This is a genomic window from Streptomyces lateritius, from assembly GCF_014649715.1.
GTDB lineage: Bacteria > Actinomycetota > Actinomycetes > Streptomycetales > Streptomycetaceae > Streptomyces > Streptomyces lateritius.
Genome location: NZ_BMTO01000004.1, coordinates 398,777 through 416,196, shown reverse-complemented (window position 1 = coordinate 416,196; position 17,420 = coordinate 398,777). Strand labels below are relative to the sequence as shown.

General features: G+C 68.7%; 11 protein-coding genes. 6 read left to right on the top strand and 5 right to left on the bottom strand.

The genetic code is table 11. The features are described from left to right. Window positions 1–57: 57 nt before the first annotated feature. Entirely contained in the window at window positions 58–1,032 is a 975-nt protein-coding gene (locus IE136_RS10840; RefSeq protein WP_229818749.1) for an ABC transporter substrate-binding protein, read from the bottom strand. 369 nt (window positions 1,033–1,401) lie between these two features. Here IE136_RS10840 and IE136_RS10835 point away from each other — a divergent pair, with 369 nt between their 5' ends. The 3 genes from IE136_RS10835 (at window position 1,402) to IE136_RS10825 (ending at window position 6,614) form a co-directional block, all read left to right on the top strand. Then, complete coding sequence (locus tag IE136_RS10835) at window positions 1,402–2,454, top strand: LacI family DNA-binding transcriptional regulator (protein WP_158994053.1); 1,053 nt, start codon at window positions 1,402–1,404, stop codon at window positions 2,452–2,454. Window positions 2,455–3,679: 1,225 nt separating this feature from the next. After that, window positions 3,680–5,113, top strand: coding sequence for a glycoside hydrolase family 43 protein (locus IE136_RS10830; protein WP_189600205.1), 1,434 nt, complete (start codon window positions 3,680–3,682; stop codon window positions 5,111–5,113). A gap of 106 nt (window positions 5,114–5,219) precedes the next feature. After that, the gene (locus tag IE136_RS10825; protein WP_189600204.1) at window positions 5,220–6,614 is read left to right on the top strand and encodes a glycoside hydrolase family 43 protein; all 1,395 of its coding nucleotides are present in this window, start codon (window positions 5,220–5,222) and stop codon (window positions 6,612–6,614) included. Window positions 6,615–6,799: 185 nt separating this feature from the next. Here the strand turns inward: IE136_RS10825 and araD are convergent, their stop codons facing one another. The 3 genes from araD to araB form a co-directional block, all read right to left on the bottom strand. Continuing rightward, window positions 6,800–7,513, bottom strand: a complete 714-nt coding sequence (gene araD, locus IE136_RS10820; RefSeq protein ID WP_158985332.1) for an L-ribulose-5-phosphate 4-epimerase AraD — start codon at window positions 7,511–7,513, stop codon at window positions 6,800–6,802. A gap of 38 nt (window positions 7,514–7,551) precedes the next feature. After that, on the bottom strand, window positions 7,552–9,060 hold the full coding sequence (gene araA, locus IE136_RS10815; RefSeq protein ID WP_189600203.1) for an L-arabinose isomerase: 1,509 nt from the start codon (window positions 9,058–9,060) through the stop codon (window positions 7,552–7,554). Between the two features lie 75 nt (window positions 9,061–9,135). After that, window positions 9,136–10,842, bottom strand: a complete 1,707-nt coding sequence (gene araB / locus IE136_RS10810) for a ribulokinase (RefSeq protein WP_189600202.1) — start codon at window positions 10,840–10,842, stop codon at window positions 9,136–9,138. Between the two features lie 845 nt (window positions 10,843–11,687). Here araB and chvE point away from each other — a divergent pair. Genes chvE through mmsB form a run of 3 tightly spaced genes read left to right on the top strand, consistent with a single transcriptional unit; the run spans window position 11,688 to window position 15,657 of the window. Beyond that, window positions 11,688–12,797 carry a multiple monosaccharide ABC transporter substrate-binding protein gene (chvE, locus tag IE136_RS10805; protein WP_189600201.1) on the top strand — a complete coding sequence of 370 codons (1,110 nt, stop codon included), beginning with the start codon at window positions 11,688–11,690 and terminating at the stop codon, window positions 12,795–12,797. Between the two features lie 47 nt (window positions 12,798–12,844). Next, window positions 12,845–14,416, top strand: coding sequence for a multiple monosaccharide ABC transporter ATP-binding protein (gene mmsA / locus IE136_RS10800; protein WP_189600241.1), 1,572 nt, complete (start codon window positions 12,845–12,847; stop codon window positions 14,414–14,416). Next, window positions 14,413–15,657: a multiple monosaccharide ABC transporter permease gene (mmsB, locus tag IE136_RS10795; protein WP_189600200.1), complete on the top strand. Its 1,245-nt coding sequence runs from the start codon at window positions 14,413–14,415 to the stop codon at window positions 15,655–15,657. The genes mmsA and mmsB overlap by 4 nt, the downstream gene beginning before the upstream one ends. A 76-nt stretch (window positions 15,658–15,733) precedes the next feature. Here mmsB and IE136_RS10790 read toward each other — a convergent pair whose 3' ends face one another. Then, the gene (locus tag IE136_RS10790; protein ID WP_189600199.1) at window positions 15,734–16,801 is read right to left on the bottom strand and encodes an aldose epimerase family protein; all 1,068 of its coding nucleotides are present in this window, start codon (window positions 16,799–16,801) and stop codon (window positions 15,734–15,736) included. Window positions 16,802–17,420: the final 619 nt, after the last annotated feature.

Genomic DNA, 17,420 nt, shown 5'->3' with positions numbered 1-17,420 from the left:
AAGAAGAGCCCGCCACCGCGGCGTGATCGGCCCGTGATGGCGGGACTGCGGCTCGTGTCAGTACTTCCGGTCCTTGAGGACCTTCTTCGCCTGCTCCGTCGTGAAGCTGGTCTCCTCGGTGACCACGCGCTCAGGGACGCTCTCGCCCTTCACGACCTTCTTGGCAAGATCCATCAGCTGGTCGCCGAGAAGGGGGTTGCACTCGACGATGTAGTTGATCTCGCCGTCCGCCAGTGCCTGCATGCCGGCCTTGACCGCGTCCACTGTAATGATCTTGATGTCGGTGCCGGGCTTCTTGCCGGCCGCCTTGATCGCCTCGATGGCGCCCAGGCCCATGTCGTCGTTGTGGGCGTACACCACGTTGATGTCCGGGTGGGAGCGCAGGAGTGCCTCCATGACCTGCTTGCCGCCCGCCCGCGTGAAGTCGCCGCTCTGCGTGGCCACGATCTTGATGTCGGGCTTCTGGGCGATGGCCTCCTTGAAGCCCTTCTGCCGGTCGATGGCCGGCGCGGCCCCGGTGGTGCCCTGGAGCTCCGCCACGTTGACCGGGCCGTTCGCCGTCTCGGTCAGCCACTTGCCCGCCTTGCGTCCCTCTTCGACGAAGTCGGAGCCGAGGAACGTCTTGTACAGCGAGGTGTCCGTGGAGTCGATCGCGCGGTCGGTGAGGATCACCGGGATCTTGGCGCGCTTGGCTTCCAGCAGGACCGCGTCCCAACCCGTCTCCACGACGGGACTGAAGGCGATCACGTCGACCTTCTGCTGGATGTACGAACGGATGGCCTTGATCTGGTTCTCCTGCTTCTGCTGCGCGTCGGAGAACTTCAGCTCGATGCCTGCGGTCTCAGCGGACTCGCGCACCGACTTCGTGTTGGCGGTGCGCCAGCCGCTCTCGGCGCCCACCTGGGCGAACCCCATGACGATCTTGTCGCCGGCGGCCCCCTTGGAGCCGCCGGCGCTGCCGTCACCGGCCCCGCAGGCCGTCAGTGTGGCCAGCGCGAGGGCGCAACCAATCGTGGCTATCTTCTTGAACACAGCGTCGTCCTCCATCGTGAACCGTGCGGTGCTACCCAGCCGACCGGACGTGATCGGGGTCACGAGCGACAACAGTGAGCGCTAACATTTCTCACGTCAAGCCCTCGGGAAACCACAATTCAGCATCGGTAGACACTGGAGGACTTCTCAGTGTTAGCGCTCACTTCCCGTACGGCTCGGGTAGTATCCCTACGCTGGTGACGGCTGTGCGGTGCGCATCGACGACTCAACAGGCTTCGCCAACGCGCGACGGCGGCAGGCACCCGAGTGAGGCTCCTTCGGCCTGAGGGCCTTACCTTTACAAGGGCACGGCTGACCGTTGCATGCGTATCTCTCGCGGTCCCGACGGGTGGTCGGGGCGGGGCGATCATGTCAGGAGGAGATGGCGTGGAGGACCCCACGGTCACGAGCACAGTGGTGCGAGAGCCGGCGATGACCGATGTCGCCCGGCTTGCCGGCGTGTCCCATCAGACGGTGTCCCGTGTGCTCAACAGCCACCCCAACGTGCGGGAGCAGACCCGGTTGCGGGTACTGGCGGCGGTCAAGGAACTGGGCTACAGGCCCAACCGCGCGGCTCGCGCGCTGGTGACCGGACGGTCGCAGCTGATCGGCGTGATCGCCCAGAACTCCACTCTTTACGGCCCGTCCTCACTTCTGGCCGCTTTCGAGATCTCGGCCGCCCTCCAGGGGTTCGCGGTCAGCGTGCACCGGGTTCACGAACTGGGGCAGTCTTCGATCACTGCCGCCGTCGAGCGGCACCGCGACGAGCGTGTCGCCGGCATCGTCGCCATCGCTCCCACGGCCTCGGCGAACGAGGCACTGGCCGAGGTTCCCGCCGAGGTGCCTCTGGTGACCATCGACGGTGATCCTGAACGGCACGCGCCGATGGTGTCCGTGGACCAGGAGGAGGGCGCGTACCAGGCGACCCGGCATCTGCTGGAGGCCGGCCACGAGACGGTGTGGCACATCTCCGGCCCGCCGGACTGGTTCGATGCCGCGGGCCGAATCCGTGGTTGGCGCAGGGCACTGCAGGAGGCCGGCGCGGAGGTCCCTCCGATCAGCACGGGGGACTGGACCGCGGCTTCCGGATACCGTGCCGGCCAGATGCTGGCGCGCATGCCCGAGGTCACCGCGGTGTTCGCGGCCAACGACCATCAGGCCCTCGGTGCTCTTCGCGCCATGACCGAAAGGGGGCGTTCCGTTCCGGAGGAGGTCAGCATCGTCGGGTTCGACGACGTGCCCGAGGCCCCCTACTACTCTCCTCCGCTGACAACGGTGCGCCAGGACTTCGCCGCGGTGGCCAATGCGACGCTCCACCTCCTGCTCCGTCTGATGAACGAAGGCTCCACCGGCGGCTCTCAGGTGGTCATCGCGCCCGAACTTGTCCGGCGGGCGAGCGTGCAGTCGCCCACGCGCGGCTGATCAGGCGCGTGAGGCCCGGCTGCCAAGCGTGGTCCCGCCGACAGGATCGGGAACCCCGGAGCGGGCTTGGCCGACGGCAAGCAAACAGGGCCGCGGACCCGGCGACCGAGCCTCGGTCGGCCCCATGCTGATCGTGTGCGCGAAGCAGTCGCGACCCGCGCGAGGGCAGCCTCCTGTCGACGCCCGGGCTCCGGGCGACACTTCTGCCAGTAAGCGTGACGCGAAGTGGAGCACCAACCTCTTCCACAGCGAGCGGCAGGCGGCGCGGCCAACGCGGGGGCGGGGCAGATCAACCATGCCGGAAGTATTGATGTGAGCGCGCACACGACTCCATACTTACGGAACTCCAAGGCCCCGACTGCCCGCGGTTCTGCGGCAGTTGCGCCGCCACCCCATCCATACTGTCACCTTCCCCATCCTGCAGCAGAGCACTCTCGCCCCCTTGTAGCTGATCAGTAGTGAAGTCACCCGCTCCGCCCGCCTTCTGTTAACGCTCACATTGGAGGCGCCGAGCACAGACGTCCATGCAGGACGCGATGCGGTCCTCGGACCGCGCAGACGGTGTCGGTCGGATCCCGGATCGACCCTTCCTCACCGCACCTCGCTTCAGCACTGGCCTCTGCCGCTCCCCCACTCACGAACGCAGGAGTACCGATGCGTCATCGAGTACGAGCGCCCGACCTCGTGCCGGTTCTTTTCGCCACAGCTGTCGCCCCGTCGCCGGCCTGGGCGGCGGCCGCGCCCCTTCCCGCCGGGGGCCATGCGCTGAAGTCGCTGAACTGGCGAGGCAGGTTCCTCCGTCACAGCGACGGCGCCCAGGACTTCGGCACAACAGCCGGAGCGAGAGCCTGCACAGCCACAGGCTCCCCGGACGTGCGGGACCCGCCCACCGCAGGGGACACGGCGTTGACGCAGCGGCAGTGCCACGGCGGTCGCCGGCCGGCAGTCGAAGCACGAGCAGTCCGGCGACCACTGCCCTGTCGTCAACCGCCACAGCGGTGAGTGCCTGGCCGTCACCGGCGCCTCCACCGCCGAGGCCCCCCGGCCGGAGCAGCGCACCCGCACAACGGACGGCCACTTCCAGTGACAGGCCTCCTGCCCTACGGCGTCCGGCCCACCCTGTGCACCGAAGTCCTCCCCGTTCCTCGCGCGCGACCACGCCACACGCCCGGACCATCACCGCCGTTCCTTCCGATCACAGCCCCCGCGTCAGACAGGAGAAGCAATGCCTGCGGTACTCACCCGGCTGTCGGCGACACTGGTCGCCGCCTGCCTTCTCATTGCCGCACATGTCCTGGCCACCCCCCAACGGGCGTCCGCGGCCACTTCCGGCTATCTCATGACCCACTTCATCGGAGAGGGAAGTGAAGGCCAACAGATCTACTTCTCCCACAGCACGGACGGCGTGCACTGGAGCGACCTCAACGGTGGCGGGATGACCCTGCGTTCCACGGTGGGAACGCGCGGGGTGCGTGACCCCGCTCTGGTTCGCTCCCCCGACGGGGGCCGATACTGGATCATCGCGACGGACTTGTGCATCGACTGCGGGCAGTCGTGGAGCGACTCCCAGTCCAACGGCAGCCGCAACCTCGTCGTGTGGGAATCGACCGACCTGGTCACGTGGTCAGCGCCGAGGCTGCTCAACGTCGCCGGCGCCATTCCCGACGGGCGCAACGCATGGGCACCCGAAGCGATCTGGAACCCCGAGACCAACGACTACGTCCTGTACTGGGCGACGAACGCGACTCGCAACGGCGTGCTGAAGCACCGCATCTACTCCGCCCGCACCACCGACTTCCGCGCCATCACCACACCTCAGGTCTACATCGACCGCCCCGGCACCCAGAGCATCATCGACACTCAAATCGTGGAAGTCCCCCCAGGAACTGGCGGCTACCGCTACGTGCGCGCTTCCCGTGACGGTCAGATCACGCTCGAAGGCAGTAACTCGATCCTCGGACAGTGGACCGGTCTCGGCAACCTCTCCGGCATCGGCCTGACCGGTTCCCAGGTCGAGGGCCCCATGTGGATGAAGTTCAAGGACCGCGGCGAGTGGGCCCTGTACCTCGACCAGTACGCCACGGGGCGCGGTTACCTGCCGACGCACACGACCGATCCGTCCGGCCCCGCTTCCTACCGGATTCCGGCAGCGGGCAGCTACGACATGGGCGGCGTCAAGAAGCGTCACGGCTCGATCCTCGACCTCACCGCCGCCGAGGAGAGCCGCGTACAGGCGCGGTGGGCCCCCAAGCCGGCCAGCCGACTGCAGTCGCTCAACTACCCGGACCGCTACGTACGGCACGCCGACTTCGACGTGCGCATCGACGCGGGCATCAGCCCCGCCCAGGACGCCCGGTTCCGGCTCCGGCCCGGTCTGGCGGACTCCGGCGCCGTCTCCTTCGAGTCGGTGAACTACCCCGGGTACTTCCTGCGGCACGTGGACAGGGATTTCCGCCTCTCCTACAACGACGGCACCACCGCTTTCGGCCGCAGCGCCACCTTCCGGCAGGTCGCCGGACTGGCCGACCCGGCGCAGGCCTCGTTCCAGGCCCATGACAGCCCCGAGCTGTACATCCGGCACTACGCCTTCCAGCTGCGGCTCGACACCGTCACGACCGCTACGGGGCGCAGCGACGCCACCTTCCGCATAACGAGCTGACCGACGGTCGCCCGTACCGCCCCGACCCCGATCGGCCCTGCCGTGGCACAGCGGAGCCCGATCGGCCAGGACAGGGCCGAACCGCGTGCTTCCCGAAAGGAACGTCATGTTCGCACGATGGATCAGAAGGACCGTCCTGCTCGCCGCCCTCGTGGCGGTCGGTGCGGGAGTGGCCGCGCCCACGCAGGAAGCCCAAGCGGCAGAAGCCGACGCGGCCTATGTGATGGGCTACTTCAAGGAGTCGATCAGCGGGGCCGGCAACGTCAACGCCTTGCACCTGGCCGTGAGCGATGATGGACGGAAGTGGGAGCCACTCAACGGCAACAACGCCGTCCTGACGCCCACGGCCGGTACGAAGGGCATCAGGGACCCGTTTCTGTACCGGCTCCGTGACGGCCGCTGGGCCCTGCTGGCGACCGACATCCCCGCCGGGGGCAGCTTCACGAAGCCGAACCAGTACATCCACGTCTGGACCTCCCCGGACCTCGTGACCTGGTCACCGGACCGCCTCCTCAAGGTCAACGGCACCAACACCAGTTCGTACAGCTGGGCACCGGCACTGCACTGGGATGCCGCGCGCCAGGCGTACGGCATCACGTTCAGCACCGTGCCGCCCGGCTTCTCGCACTCGGTGATCGCCGTTTCGTACACGACCGACTTCGTCAGCGCCACCAACCCCGCGATCTTCCACGACACAGGATCGGGCATCATCGACTCCCATGTGGTCACCGGGGGCGACGGGGCGAACTACCTGTACTACAAGGACCACGCGTCGGGCCGGCTGGCTGGGGCCCGCTCGGCCTCGGTGCAGCCCGGCAGCTTCGCCAAGTACACCGACGGCGTCGCCGAGAACCCGTGCACCGAGGCACCCACGCTGGTGAAGTCGCTGACGTCCTCGACCTGGATGCTGTGGGGTGACACCTACTGCCCCAACGCGAAGTTCGACCTGTGGCAGGGCGACCTGCTGTCCGGCCAGTGGAACAAGGTCAGTCGGCAGGCGTACACGGCGCCGCTCAACGCCAAGCACAACACTGTCCACCCGATCACCGCGGCGGACCGCGATCGGCTGGTCGCCCGGTACGGCACGACGAGCTGGAGCCTTCTGAAGTCCTATAACCATCCTGGTCACTATGTCCGGCACGCGAACCTCGAAGGCCGGATCGGTGAGCTGCCCTTCGACCCGTATCAGGACGCTCAGTGGCGGCTGCGGACAGGTCTGGCGGGCGTTGGCACCGTCTCCTTCGAATCCGTGAACTACCCGGGCCACTACCTTCGGCACCAGGGCTTCGTGGTCGGTCTGGCCCGCAATGACGGTACGTCGGGCTTCGCGGCCGACGCCTCGTTCCAGCGCGTGGCCGGCCTCGCCGATGCGAGCTGGTCGTCGTTCCGTCCGGTGCAGTATCCGACGCGCTATCTTCGGCACTCGTCCTTCTCCCTGCGCATCGACGAGGTCACGACCGCGACAGATCGCGCCGACGCCACGTTCGACGTCGTCCAGTGACCGGTCTCCCGGGCCCGGCGTGCCGGGCCCGGGAGCAGGACGGCCGGCGCTCGTTCATCGGGTATCGGTTGTCTCAGGGGCAACGCGCAAAGGCGGGAGCCTTGTGTCCCATAGGAACTCGGGCTCCCGCCTTTGCGGGGGTCAGCCCCCGCTTCGGGAGCTGACGGTGCGACGCGTCGGTGCGGTCACGCGGCTCCGGGGTTGCCGTAGTAGGCGTCCGGGCCGTGCTTGCGCGTGAAGTGACGGTCCAGGAGGTGTTGCGGTGGTTCGACCGTGCCCAGGGTGATGGTGTGGAGGGCCATCTCGGCCACCGCCTCGCAGATGACGGCGTGCTCCAGGGACTTGGTGGCGTCGGCGCCCCAGGTGAAGGGGCCGTGGTGGGCGACCAGGGCGCCGGGGACTTCCCTGGCCCGGGTGTCGTCGCGGTCCAGGAGGTCCACGATGACCTGGCCGGTGTTGTACTCGTAGTCCGTGGCGCACTGCTGGGGGGTGAGGGCCTCGGTGACGGGGACGGGCCCGTTGAAGGTGTCGGCGTGGGTGGTGCCGAGCACCGGTATGGGTCGTCGGGCCTGGGCGAAGGCGACGGCGTGGGTGGAGTGCGTGTGGGTCACGCCTCCGATGGAGGGGAAGGCGAGGTAGAGGCTGCGGTGCGTCTCCGTGTCGGTGGATGGACGCAGGTGGCCCTCGACGACCTTTCCGTCGGTCAGGGAGACGACGACGAGGTCCTCCTCGGTCAGTGCTTCGTAGGCCACGCCCGAGGGCTTGATGACGAAGACGCCGGCTTGTCGGTCCACGCCGCTCACGTTGCCCCAGGTGAGGGTCGCCAGGCCGGCTCGGGGGATGCGGAGGTTGGCCTCCAGTACCTCTCGTCGTAGTTCCTTGGAAACGGCGGTGCTCACGGAGGGCTCCGTCCTGGTAAGGGTGGTGGCGGGGGTGCTCACAGGCTCTGGGCCAGACGGTGGTAGGCCTGGTTCCAGCGCAGCTCGCGCGTGAAGCGGCGGATGGTGGTGTCCTGGTCGATGACGGCGAGTTCGGTCCGCAGCATCTCGGCGAGGTCTTCGAGCTCCTCGCCGCCGAGGGCGGTGGTCAGAACGGTGTGGTGCGGTGCCCCGGCCGTGAGCCAGGCCTCGGTGGAGGTGCGCAGGTCGGGGCGGGGGCGCCAGACGGCCCGGGCGACGGGGAGCCGGGGCAGCGGCTCGGGCGGGGCGACGACGTCGATGTGGTTGGCGACGAGGCGGAACCGGTCGCCCATGTCGGCGAGGCCGACGACGACGGCCGGACCGGGGTCCGCGTCGAAGACGAGGCGGACGGGGTCCTCGCGTCCGCCGATGCCGAGCGGGTGGATCTCGCAGGTGGGCGTCGCCGTCGTGAGGGACGGGCAGACCTCGAGCATGTGGGCGCCGAGGATGAGCTCCTGGCCGGGCGTGAGGTCGTAGGTGTAGTCCTCCATGAAGGAGGTGCCGCCGGGCAGGCCGTGGGCCATCGCCTTCAGGGTGCGCAGCAGGGTGGCGGTCTTCCAGTCTCCTTCGCCTCCGAAGCCGTAGCCGTCCCCCATCAGGCGCTGCACGGCGAGGCCGGGCAGCTGGCGCAGGCCCCCGAGGTCCTCGAAGTTGGTGGTGAAGGCGCGGAAACCGCCTTCCGTGAGGAAGGTACGCAGGCCGGCTTCGATGCGGGCGGCGTAGCGCAGGGAGTCGTGGCGCTCGCCGCCGGGCCGGAGCTCGGGTGCGAGGGCGTAGAGGTCCTGGTACTCCTTGACGAGCGCGGTGACGGTGTCCTCGTCGGTGGCGTCGACCGCGGCGACGAGGTCGTTGACGCCGTAGGTGTTGACCGACACCCCGAACCGCAGCTGCGCCTCGACCTTGTCGCCCTCGGTGACGGCCACGTCGCGCATGTTGTCGCCGAACCGGGCGAGCTTGAGGGTGGTGAGTTCGGATCGGCCGACGGCGGCGCGGGCCCATCCGGCGATCCGGTCGACGACGTCGGGAGTGGAGACGTGGCCGGCCACGGTCTTGCGCGGGATGCCGAGACGGGTCTGGACGAAGCCGAACTCGCGGTCGCCGTGGGCTGCCTGGTTCAGGTTCATGAAGTCCATGTCGATGGTGGACCAGGGCAGTTGGCGGTTGGCCTGGGTGTGCAGGTGCAGGAGGGGCTTGTTCAGCGCGTCGAGGCCGGCGATCCACATCTTGGCCGGGGAGAAGGTGTGCATCCAGGCGATCAGGCCGATGCAGCGGTCGTCGGCGTTGGCCTCCAGACAGAGCGCGCGGATGGCGGCCGCGTCGGTGAGCACCGGCTTCCAGACGAGACGGACGGTCATCTGCGGCTGGCCGGCGAGGATCTCGCAGATGGCGCGCGACTGGTCGGCGACCTGGGCCAGGGTCTCGTCGCCGTAGAGGGCCTGGCTGCCGGTGAGAAACCAGATCTCGCGGTCGGGCTGGGCAAGCGTCATGTCGAGTGTGCTCCTCGAAGGTGCTGGAGTGGAGGGGGCGGGCCGTGGAGGGGGCAGGCCGTGGAGGCGGACCGGTCAGTCGGTGGTCGCGGTGCGCGCGGTGTTGCGGATCCGCCGCAGGCGGTGCAGGAGGAGGTCCGCGCCGGTGCCGAAGTGGTCGTGCAGGGCGCGGTACTCGTCGAAAAGCGCGTCGTAGGCGTCCGCCCGTGTGGGGTCGGGCACGTACGCGTGGCGCTGGACGCTGCCCATGACGGCGGCGGCGGAGCGGACGTCGGGGTAGGCGCCCGCGGCGACGGCCGCGTGGATGGCCGAGCCGAGGGCGGGTCCCTGTTCAGAAGTGCCCAGGGAGACGGGACGGCGGAGCACGTCGGCGTAGATCTGCATGAGCAGGGCGTTCTTCTTGAGACCCCCGGTGACGATGAACTCCTCGACGGGGACCCCGCCGTCCTCGAAGGCCTCGACGATCATCCGGGTTCCGTAGGCCGTGGATTCGAGCAGGGCCCGGTAGACGTCCTCGGGGCGGGTGTCGAGGGTGAGTCCGGCGATGACCCCGGAGAGGTGGTGGTCGACCAGGGTGGAGCGGTTGCCGTTCATCCAGTCCAGGGCGACCAGGCCGTGCGCGCCGACCGGCTGGCCGGCGGCCTTGCGGGTCAGGAGCTGGTGCAGGTCCTCGCCGGCCGCTGCGGCCTCGGCGCGGTAGTGGTCCGGGACGCCCTGGCGGAGCCACCAGGCGAAGATGTCGCCGACCGCGCTCTGGCCGGCCTCATAACCGTAGGCGCCGTCGACGATGCCGCCGTCGACCACTCCGCAGATGCCGGGGACCTCGGCGAGGGTGGCGCCGTTGAGGACGTGGCAGGTGGAGGTGCCCATGATGGCGAGCATCCGGCCGTTCTCCACGGCGCCCGCCGCGGGTGCGGCGACGTGGGCGTCGACGTTGCCGGCGGCGACGGCGATGCCCTCGGGGAGGCCGGTCCAGTGCGCGGCCCGGCTGCTCAGGGTGCCGACGCGGGAGCCCAGGGGTGAGAGCGGGTGTTCCAGGCGCGTTGCCGGGAAGTCGGCGAAGTCCGGGTGGAGCCGGGCCAGGAAGTCGGGCGAGGGGTAGGTGCCGTCCTGGTGGATGCCCTTGTAGCCGGCGGTGCAGGTGTTGCGCGACTCGGTGCCGGTCAGCTGCCAGACGATCCAGTCCGCCGCCTCGATCCAGCGGGCGCAGGCGGCGTAGACGGCGGGATCCTCCTCCAGGACCTGCAGCGCCTTGGCGTACTGCCACTCGGAGGAGATCTTTCCTCCGTACCGCCCGATCCACTTCTCGCCCCGGGCGTGCGCGAGGGCGTTGATGCGGTCGGCCTGATCCTGGGCGGCGTGGTGCTTCCACAGTTTCGGCCAGGCGTGCCGGCGGCCGGCCCACTCGGGCGTCAGGGCGAGCGGGGTGCCGTCCGGGGTGGTCGGCAGGACCGTGCAGGCGGTGAAATCGGTGGCGATGCCGATGACGTGGGCCGGGTCGACTCCGGCGTCGGCGAGCGCCGCCGGAACGGCGGTACGAAGGACGTCGCGCCAGTCCTCGGGGTGCTGCAGGGCCCAGTCGGGTGGCAGGGGGGCTTCGGCGGAGGGAAGGCGGTCCTCGATGACGGCGTGAGGGTACTCGTGGACCGCCGAACCGAGTTCGGCGCCGTCCCGGACCCTGACCACGACGGCCCGCCCGGACAGGGTGCCGAAGTCGACTCCGATCGTGCAGGCCTCGGGAGGGTGACCGTCGGCGGGGTCGGAAGGGGCGTGTGTGGTCACGATGCGGTCTCTCTCGTCATGGTGGATGGGGTGGCGGTTCGCCCTCGCCGATTGTTAACGTTCACAATCTGATTCGGCAAGGCCTGGGTGGACTTTGGTCGGTCGCGCGGGTGGGCAAGCAGCCGTTCACCTACCGGGTACCGCCCGGGACATCACGCCCAGCGCAGCTACGGCGGGAGGGCGCGGGCAGGATCAGGATCCAGGCGTCGGAGAGGACCCGGCATCACCATGGGCCCGGACGACGGACTTCGGCGGCGGGCCGGTGCTCCATGAGTGCGACCCGCCGGACGGCCTGGATTCCGGGATTCCGGTCGCCTCTGCAGTCGTTGACTGGCCCTGCGACGGGCGCACGACGCCACTTTCGACAGCTGGCCGCTTGTGTGCGCGCACCTCGGGCAGCCGTAGCGAGAAACGCTTCATGTCCCGGGCCACGAGACGGTCGACCGCGACTGCGGGGCATCGCACCTGCCGGGACGCGAACACGCGAGTATGTGGACATCCGGCGCTCGCTCAGGAGGTGCGCCCGGCACGTACAGCGGGCGGCGCCACTGCGTGACGCGCCTCCTCCCCGTGCGCGCGCCGTCACACCGGGGGTAGGCGTCCTGCGGCTCGCGCCGCATTCGCCCCCGCTTTCCCCCTGCTTACGGTTGGGTATCGATGCGAGAAAAAGAGTAGCGACTCTTGAACCAAGTTGATGCGAGCGCTAACAATCAGCTCGACCGAGGCTACTGAATACCGGCCACCCAGCCGGAACAGGGTCGTCCGGCGGCGCGAGGACGAGCGCCGCCCTCCGGACCCGTTCCGGGCAGAGCCGCACTCGACGACGGGATTGTCAGGTAACGCCCATGAAGAAGTTCCGATCCGTATCCGCCCTCCTTGCCCTGACCACCAGTTGTGCCCTGCTCCTGACCGCTTGCGGGCAGAACAGCGAGGGCGGCAGCCAGGAGTCGAAGGAGAAGAAGGACCTGACCATCGGCATCGCCATGCCCACCAAGTCCTCCGAGAGGTGGATCGCCGACGGCCGGAACATGACCGCGAGCCTGAAGAAGGCCGGTTTCTCCACGACCCTGCAGTACGGGGAGGACGACCCCGACCAGCAGGTCGCCCAGATCGAGAACATGATCACCCAGGGCGTCGACGCCCTGGTCGTGGCCGCCATCAACGGCGAGGCCCTGTCCAACGTTTTGCAGCAGGCGGCGGACGCCGACATCCCGGTGATCTCCTACGACCGGCTCATCCTGGGCTCCCCCCACGTCGACTACTACGCCTCCTTCGACAACGAGAAGGTCGGCGAGCTCCAGGCCACGTACATCGTCGAGAAACTGGGACTGAAGGCCGGCTCCAAGAAGGGCCCCTTCAACATCGAACTGTTCGCCGGGTCCAACGACGACAACAACACCAAGTACTTCTTCAACGGCGCCATGAAGGTGCTGAAGCCCTACCTCGACAAGAAGCAGCTGGTCGTGCGCTCGCAGCAGACCCAGCTCAATCAGGTCACCACACTGCGCTGGGACGGCGGGACGGCGCAGAAGCGCATGGACGACCTGCTGACCTCGGCGTACTCCACGGCCCGGGTCGACGCCGTTCTCTCCCCCTACGACGGCATCTCCATCGGCATCCTCTCCGCTCTGAAGTCCGACGACTACGGCAGCCCGGCCAAGCCGCTGCCGGTCGTCACCGGCCAGGACGCGGAGGTCGCGTCCGTGAAGTCGATCATCGCGGGCCAGCAGACGCAGACCGTATACAAGGACACGCGGGCACTCGCGCAGGTCGCCGCTGACATGGTGAGCGCCGTCCTCACCGGCAAGAAGCCCGAGATCAACGACGACACCACCTACCACAACGGCAAGAAGGTGGTCCCGGCCTTCCTGCTCGACCCGGTCAGCGTCGACAAGTCGAACTACCGGAAGATCCTGGTCGACTCCGGCTACATCGACGCCGGCGAGCTGCGGTGACCCCCGTGGAGTCCCCCGCCCCGGCCCCGGGCGGCCCCGTCCTCGAGATGCGGTCCATCGTCAAGACCTTCCCCGGGGTCAGGGCGCTCTCCGAGGTGACCCTGTCCGTGAAGCGCGGCGAGGTGCACGCCCTGTGCGGGGAGAACGGTGCCGGGAAGTCGACGCTCATGAAGGTCCTGTCCGGCGTCCACCCGCACGGGACCTACGAGGGCGAGATCCTCTTCGACGGCGAGCCGTGCCGTTTCAAGGACATCAGGGCCAGTGAGCAGCACGGCATCGTCATCATCCACCAGGAGCTCGCACTCGTCCCCTACCTGTCGATCGCCGAGAACATCTTCCTCGGCAACGAACCGTCCCGGCGGGGGATCATCGACTGGCGCGAGGCGCTGCGGCGGGCCTCCGAACTGCTCAGGCGCGTCGGTCTCGACGAACACCCCGAGACCCGGGTCGCCGACATCGGTGTCGGCAAGCAGCAGCTCGTGGAGATCGCGAAGGCGCTGGCGAAGGACGTCCGGCTGCTGATCCTCGACGAGCCCACCGCGGCACTGAACGACGAGGACAGCGCGAAGCTGCTGCGGCTGATGCGGGAGCTGAAGAGCCAGGGCATCACCTCGATCATCATCTCGCACAAGCTGAACGAGATCGCCCGGATCGCCGATTCCGTCACCATCCTGCGCGACGGGCGGTCCATCGAGACCCTGGACGTCAGGGACCCGGCCACCACCGAGGAGCGCATCATCCGCGGCATGGTGGGGCGGGACCTCGACAGCCGTTTCCCCGACCGCACGCCGTACGAGGGCCCGGCCGACGCGGCCCCTGTCCTGGAGATCCGGGACTGGACCGTGCGCCATCCCCTCGACCGCGGCCGCAAGGTCGTCGACGGGGTCTCGCTCCAGGTCCGCCGCGGGGAGATCGTCGGCGTCGCCGGCCTCATGGGTGCCGGCCGGACCGAACTCGCCATGAGCGTCTTCGGCCGTTCCTATGGCCACTACGAGCAGGGCGCCGTACTCAAGGACGGCCGTGAGGTGCGGACACGTACGGTTCCCGAGGCGGTCGCCCACGGCATCGCGTACGTCACCGAGGACCGCAAGCACTACGGGCTCGACCTCGGCGACTCCGTCAGCCGGAACATCTCGCTCGCCTCCCTCAGCTCCCTCGCCCGCCGGGGCGTCGTCGACGGTCACGAGGAGCGCAAGGTGGCCGAACAGTTCCGGCGGACCATGAACATCAAGGCTCCGAACGTCCTCGAACCGGTCGGCCGCCTTTCCGGCGGCAACCAGCAGAAGGTCGTCCTCAGCAAGTGGATCCTCGCCGGACCGGACGTCCTCATCCTCGACGAGCCCACGCGCGGAGTCGACGTCGGAGCCAAGTTCGAGATCTACACCGTGATCGACCGGCTCGCCGCCGAGGGCAAGGCGATCCTCCTCATCTCTTCCGAGCTGCCCGAACTGCTCGGCATGTGCGACCGCATCTACACCATGGCCGCAGGACGGCTGACCGGCGAAGTCACCCGCGAGGACGCCACCCAGGAAGTGCTGATGCGGCACATGACGCAGGACACCCCCGCACCACCGGCGGTCACCGCAGATGCCGCCTCCAGCGAAGGACACCAGGCATGAGCACCGAAGTCGGCACGAAAACGACCACCCCGGCGCCCCCGGGCAGCGGGTCCCCGTCCACCGGGACACCGGTGGTCCGGGTGTTCCTGGACGGCGTCCGGCGCAACATGCGCCAGTACGGGATGCTCTTCGCGCTCGGCCTGATCGTGCTCCTGTTCCAGATCTGGACGGGCGGCGACCTCCTGCTGCCGCGCAACGTCTCCAACCTGGTGCTGCAGAACAGCTACATCCTCATCCTGGCCATCGGCATGATGATCGTCATCATCTCCGGGCACATCGACCTGTCGGTGGGCTCTTTGATGGCCCTGGTGGGCGGCATCGGGGCGGTGCTCATGGTCGAGCACCAGGTGTCCTGGCCCGTCGCGGTGCTCCTCACCCTGCTCCTCGGAGCGGTCGCCGGCGCGCTCCAGGGCTTCTTCATCGCGTACGTCGGCATACCGTCGTTCATCGTGACGCTCGCCGGCATGCTGCTGTTCCGCGGACTGACGGAGATCTTCCTCAAGGGTCAGACGCTCGGTCCCTTCCCGGACGGGCTGCAGAAGGTCGCCAACGGTTTCCTGCCGGAGGTGGGGCCGGAGACCAACTACCACAACCTGACCCTGCTCCTGGGCCTGGGACTGATCGCCTACGTGGTCTTCCAGGAGGTCCGGGACCGCCGCCGCCAGCGGGAGTTCGCCCTGGAGACGCTCCCCACGGGCCTGTTCGCGCTGAAGGTGACGGCGCTGGTCGCCGCGGTCCTGGTCACGACCCTGCTGCTCGCCAGCTACAAGGGCGCCCCCGTGGTTCTCCTGATCCTGGCCGTGCTGCTGGTCGGTTTCGGTTACGTGATGCGCAACGCGGTGATCGGCCGCCACGTGTACGCGATCGGGGGGAACCTGCCCGCCGCGAAGCTGTCCGGGGTCAAGGACAAGAAGGTCACCTTCGCGGTCTTCCTCAACATGGGAATGCTCGCGGCGCTCGCCGGACTCGTCTTCGCGGCCCGCTTCAACGCGGCCTCACCGAAGGCCGGCGTGAACTTCGAACTCGAGGCCATCGCCGCCGCGTTCATCGGCGGGGCGTCGATGAGCGGTGGCGTGGGCACCGTGCTGGGGGCCATCATCGGCGGCCTGGTCCTCGGCGTGCTCAACAACGGTATGAACCTCGTCGGCGTGGGCACCGACTGGCAGCAGGTCATCAAGGGCCTCGTCCTGCTCGCGGCGGTCGGCTTCGACGTGTGGAACAAGCGAAGGGCAGGCGCCTGACGCCGCTCCGGACATGGCTGTGCCCGCCGGTTCCTCCACCGGCGGGCACAGCCGCGTCGGGGTCTTTCGTACGCGGTCAGTCGCGGGTACTGAACCGCAGGACCGTCCTCGACCCGTACTCCTCCCCGGGGCGCAGCACCGGAGAGGGGTCATCGGGGCGGTTCGGGGAGTCGGGGAAGTGCTGGGTCTCCAGCGCGATGCCGGCGCCCGCCCGGTAGGGCGTACCGCTCTTGCCGACGACGGTTCCGTCGAACTGCCCCGCGGTATAGACCTGGAGTCCCGGCTCGGTGGTCAGCACCTCCATGGACCGCCCCGTGGCCGGCGCGTAGAGGGAGGCGGCGCGGCGGAGCGTGTCGTCGCCGTGCGGGCGCAGTACGAAGTTGTGGTCGTACCCGCCGCCCGCGCCGGGGCGGGACAGGGCCTCGGCGATCCTGGTCGGCCGACGGAGGTCGAACGCGCTGCCGTGGACCGGGCGGTGGTCGCCGTGGGGGATGAGGTCCTCGTCGACCGGCGTGTAATGGGTAGCGTCGACGACCAGTTCGTGGTCGAGGACGTCGCCGGCGCCCTCGCCCTCAAGGTTGAAGTAGGCGTGGTTCGTCAGGTTGACCGGGGTGGGCGCGTCGGTCACCGCCGCGTACGAGAAGGAGAGTTCGTCGTTCCGGCCGATGAGAACGCCGACGGTGACGTCCAGGTTTCCCGGGAATCCCTGGTCGCCGTCGGGGCTGCGCAGGTGCAGGAGCACACCGGCCCACTCCGGGGTGTGCACGCTCTCGGCTTCCCAGAGCCGGGTGTCGAAGCCGTCGGTGCCGCCGTGCAGGCAGTGGCCGTCCTCCTGCGTGGTCAGCTGGTACGGCCTCCCGTCCAGGGTGAACCGGCCGTGTGCGATGCGGTTGGCGTAGCGGCCGACCGTGGCGCCGAAGTAGCGGGCGCCGGTGGCCGTCCGGGCCGGATCACGGGGAGCGAGGACGACGTCCGCCGGGGTGCCGTGCCGGTCCGGCGCCCACAGGCCGTGGAGGCGGGCGCCGCGGGTGTGCACCTCCGCCGTGAGTCCGCCGGGAAAGCCGAAGGTCCATCGTTGCCCGGAGTCCGGGTCGGGACGGCAGGCGGGCGGGCCTCCGGCGAAGAGGGACAGGGAGGAGGTCATGGAAGTTGCTTCAGGCTTATGCACGTCTCATTGTGAGCGCTAACTTGAGCACTCCTCAAGAGGTCGTGGCTCGTCACTCGCCCTTGTTGCGCGGGAGCGCTGCGACGACTGTGCACGTCAAGCGAGAGGCCAGGGCCCACCCGGCAGTTCTCCTGCCAGGGGCAATCAGTCGTCGAGGACCCCGTCGGGCCCCGCCCCGACCGAGAGCTTCTTTCATCAACACCTCTCGTCCGACGAACCGGGCTCCAGTCTCATTCCCGTGACGTTAGCGCTAACACTCGATGTCGCGAACGGTCACGTCGCCCGCGTCGTCGTGACCTCGGTTCGCCGAGTGGCCGAAGGGCGGAGTGTGGGCGAAAGAAGGCGAGTGGCGGGACATACCCGCCTGCCTCCCCTGCGCCGTTCATCGATCGGCTCCCGATCCGCAATGCAAGCTTCGGATTCCGTATCCCGGCCTCCTTGGCAAGGCATGGGACCGGCGCCATCAGGTGGCTCGATCTCCCGCATGTGACCTGCACGTCTTGCGCCACAAACGGACCACCGCGGCCCTGACCGACGGAGTGTCCGTTCACGAAGTATCTCGCCGGCTCGGACATCGTTCGATCAGGGTCACGGTGGA

What these genes read in the sequence shown, in the direction of transcription:
- IE136_RS10825 (WP_189600204.1), top strand. Translation starts at nt 5,220, where the DNA reads ATGTTCGCACGATGGATCAGAAGGACCGTCCTGCTCGCCGCCCTCGTG.
- IE136_RS10790 (WP_189600199.1), bottom strand. Translation starts at nt 16,801, where the DNA reads ATGACCTCCTCCCTGTCCCTCTTCGCCGGAGGCCCGCCCGCCTGCCGT.
- mmsB (WP_189600200.1), top strand. Translation starts at nt 14,413, where the DNA reads ATGAGCACCGAAGTCGGCACGAAAACGACCACCCCGGCGCCCCCGGGC.
- IE136_RS10835 (WP_158994053.1), top strand. Translation starts at nt 1,402, where the DNA reads ATGTCAGGAGGAGATGGCGTGGAGGACCCCACGGTCACGAGCACAGTG.
- chvE (WP_189600201.1), top strand. Translation starts at nt 11,688, where the DNA reads ATGAAGAAGTTCCGATCCGTATCCGCCCTCCTTGCCCTGACCACCAGT.
- IE136_RS10830 (WP_189600205.1), top strand. Translation starts at nt 3,680, where the DNA reads ATGCCTGCGGTACTCACCCGGCTGTCGGCGACACTGGTCGCCGCCTGC.
- mmsA (WP_189600241.1), top strand. Translation starts at nt 12,845, where the DNA reads ATGCGGTCCATCGTCAAGACCTTCCCCGGGGTCAGGGCGCTCTCCGAG.
- araA (WP_189600203.1), bottom strand. Translation starts at nt 9,060, where the DNA reads ATGACGCTTGCCCAGCCCGACCGCGAGATCTGGTTTCTCACCGGCAGC.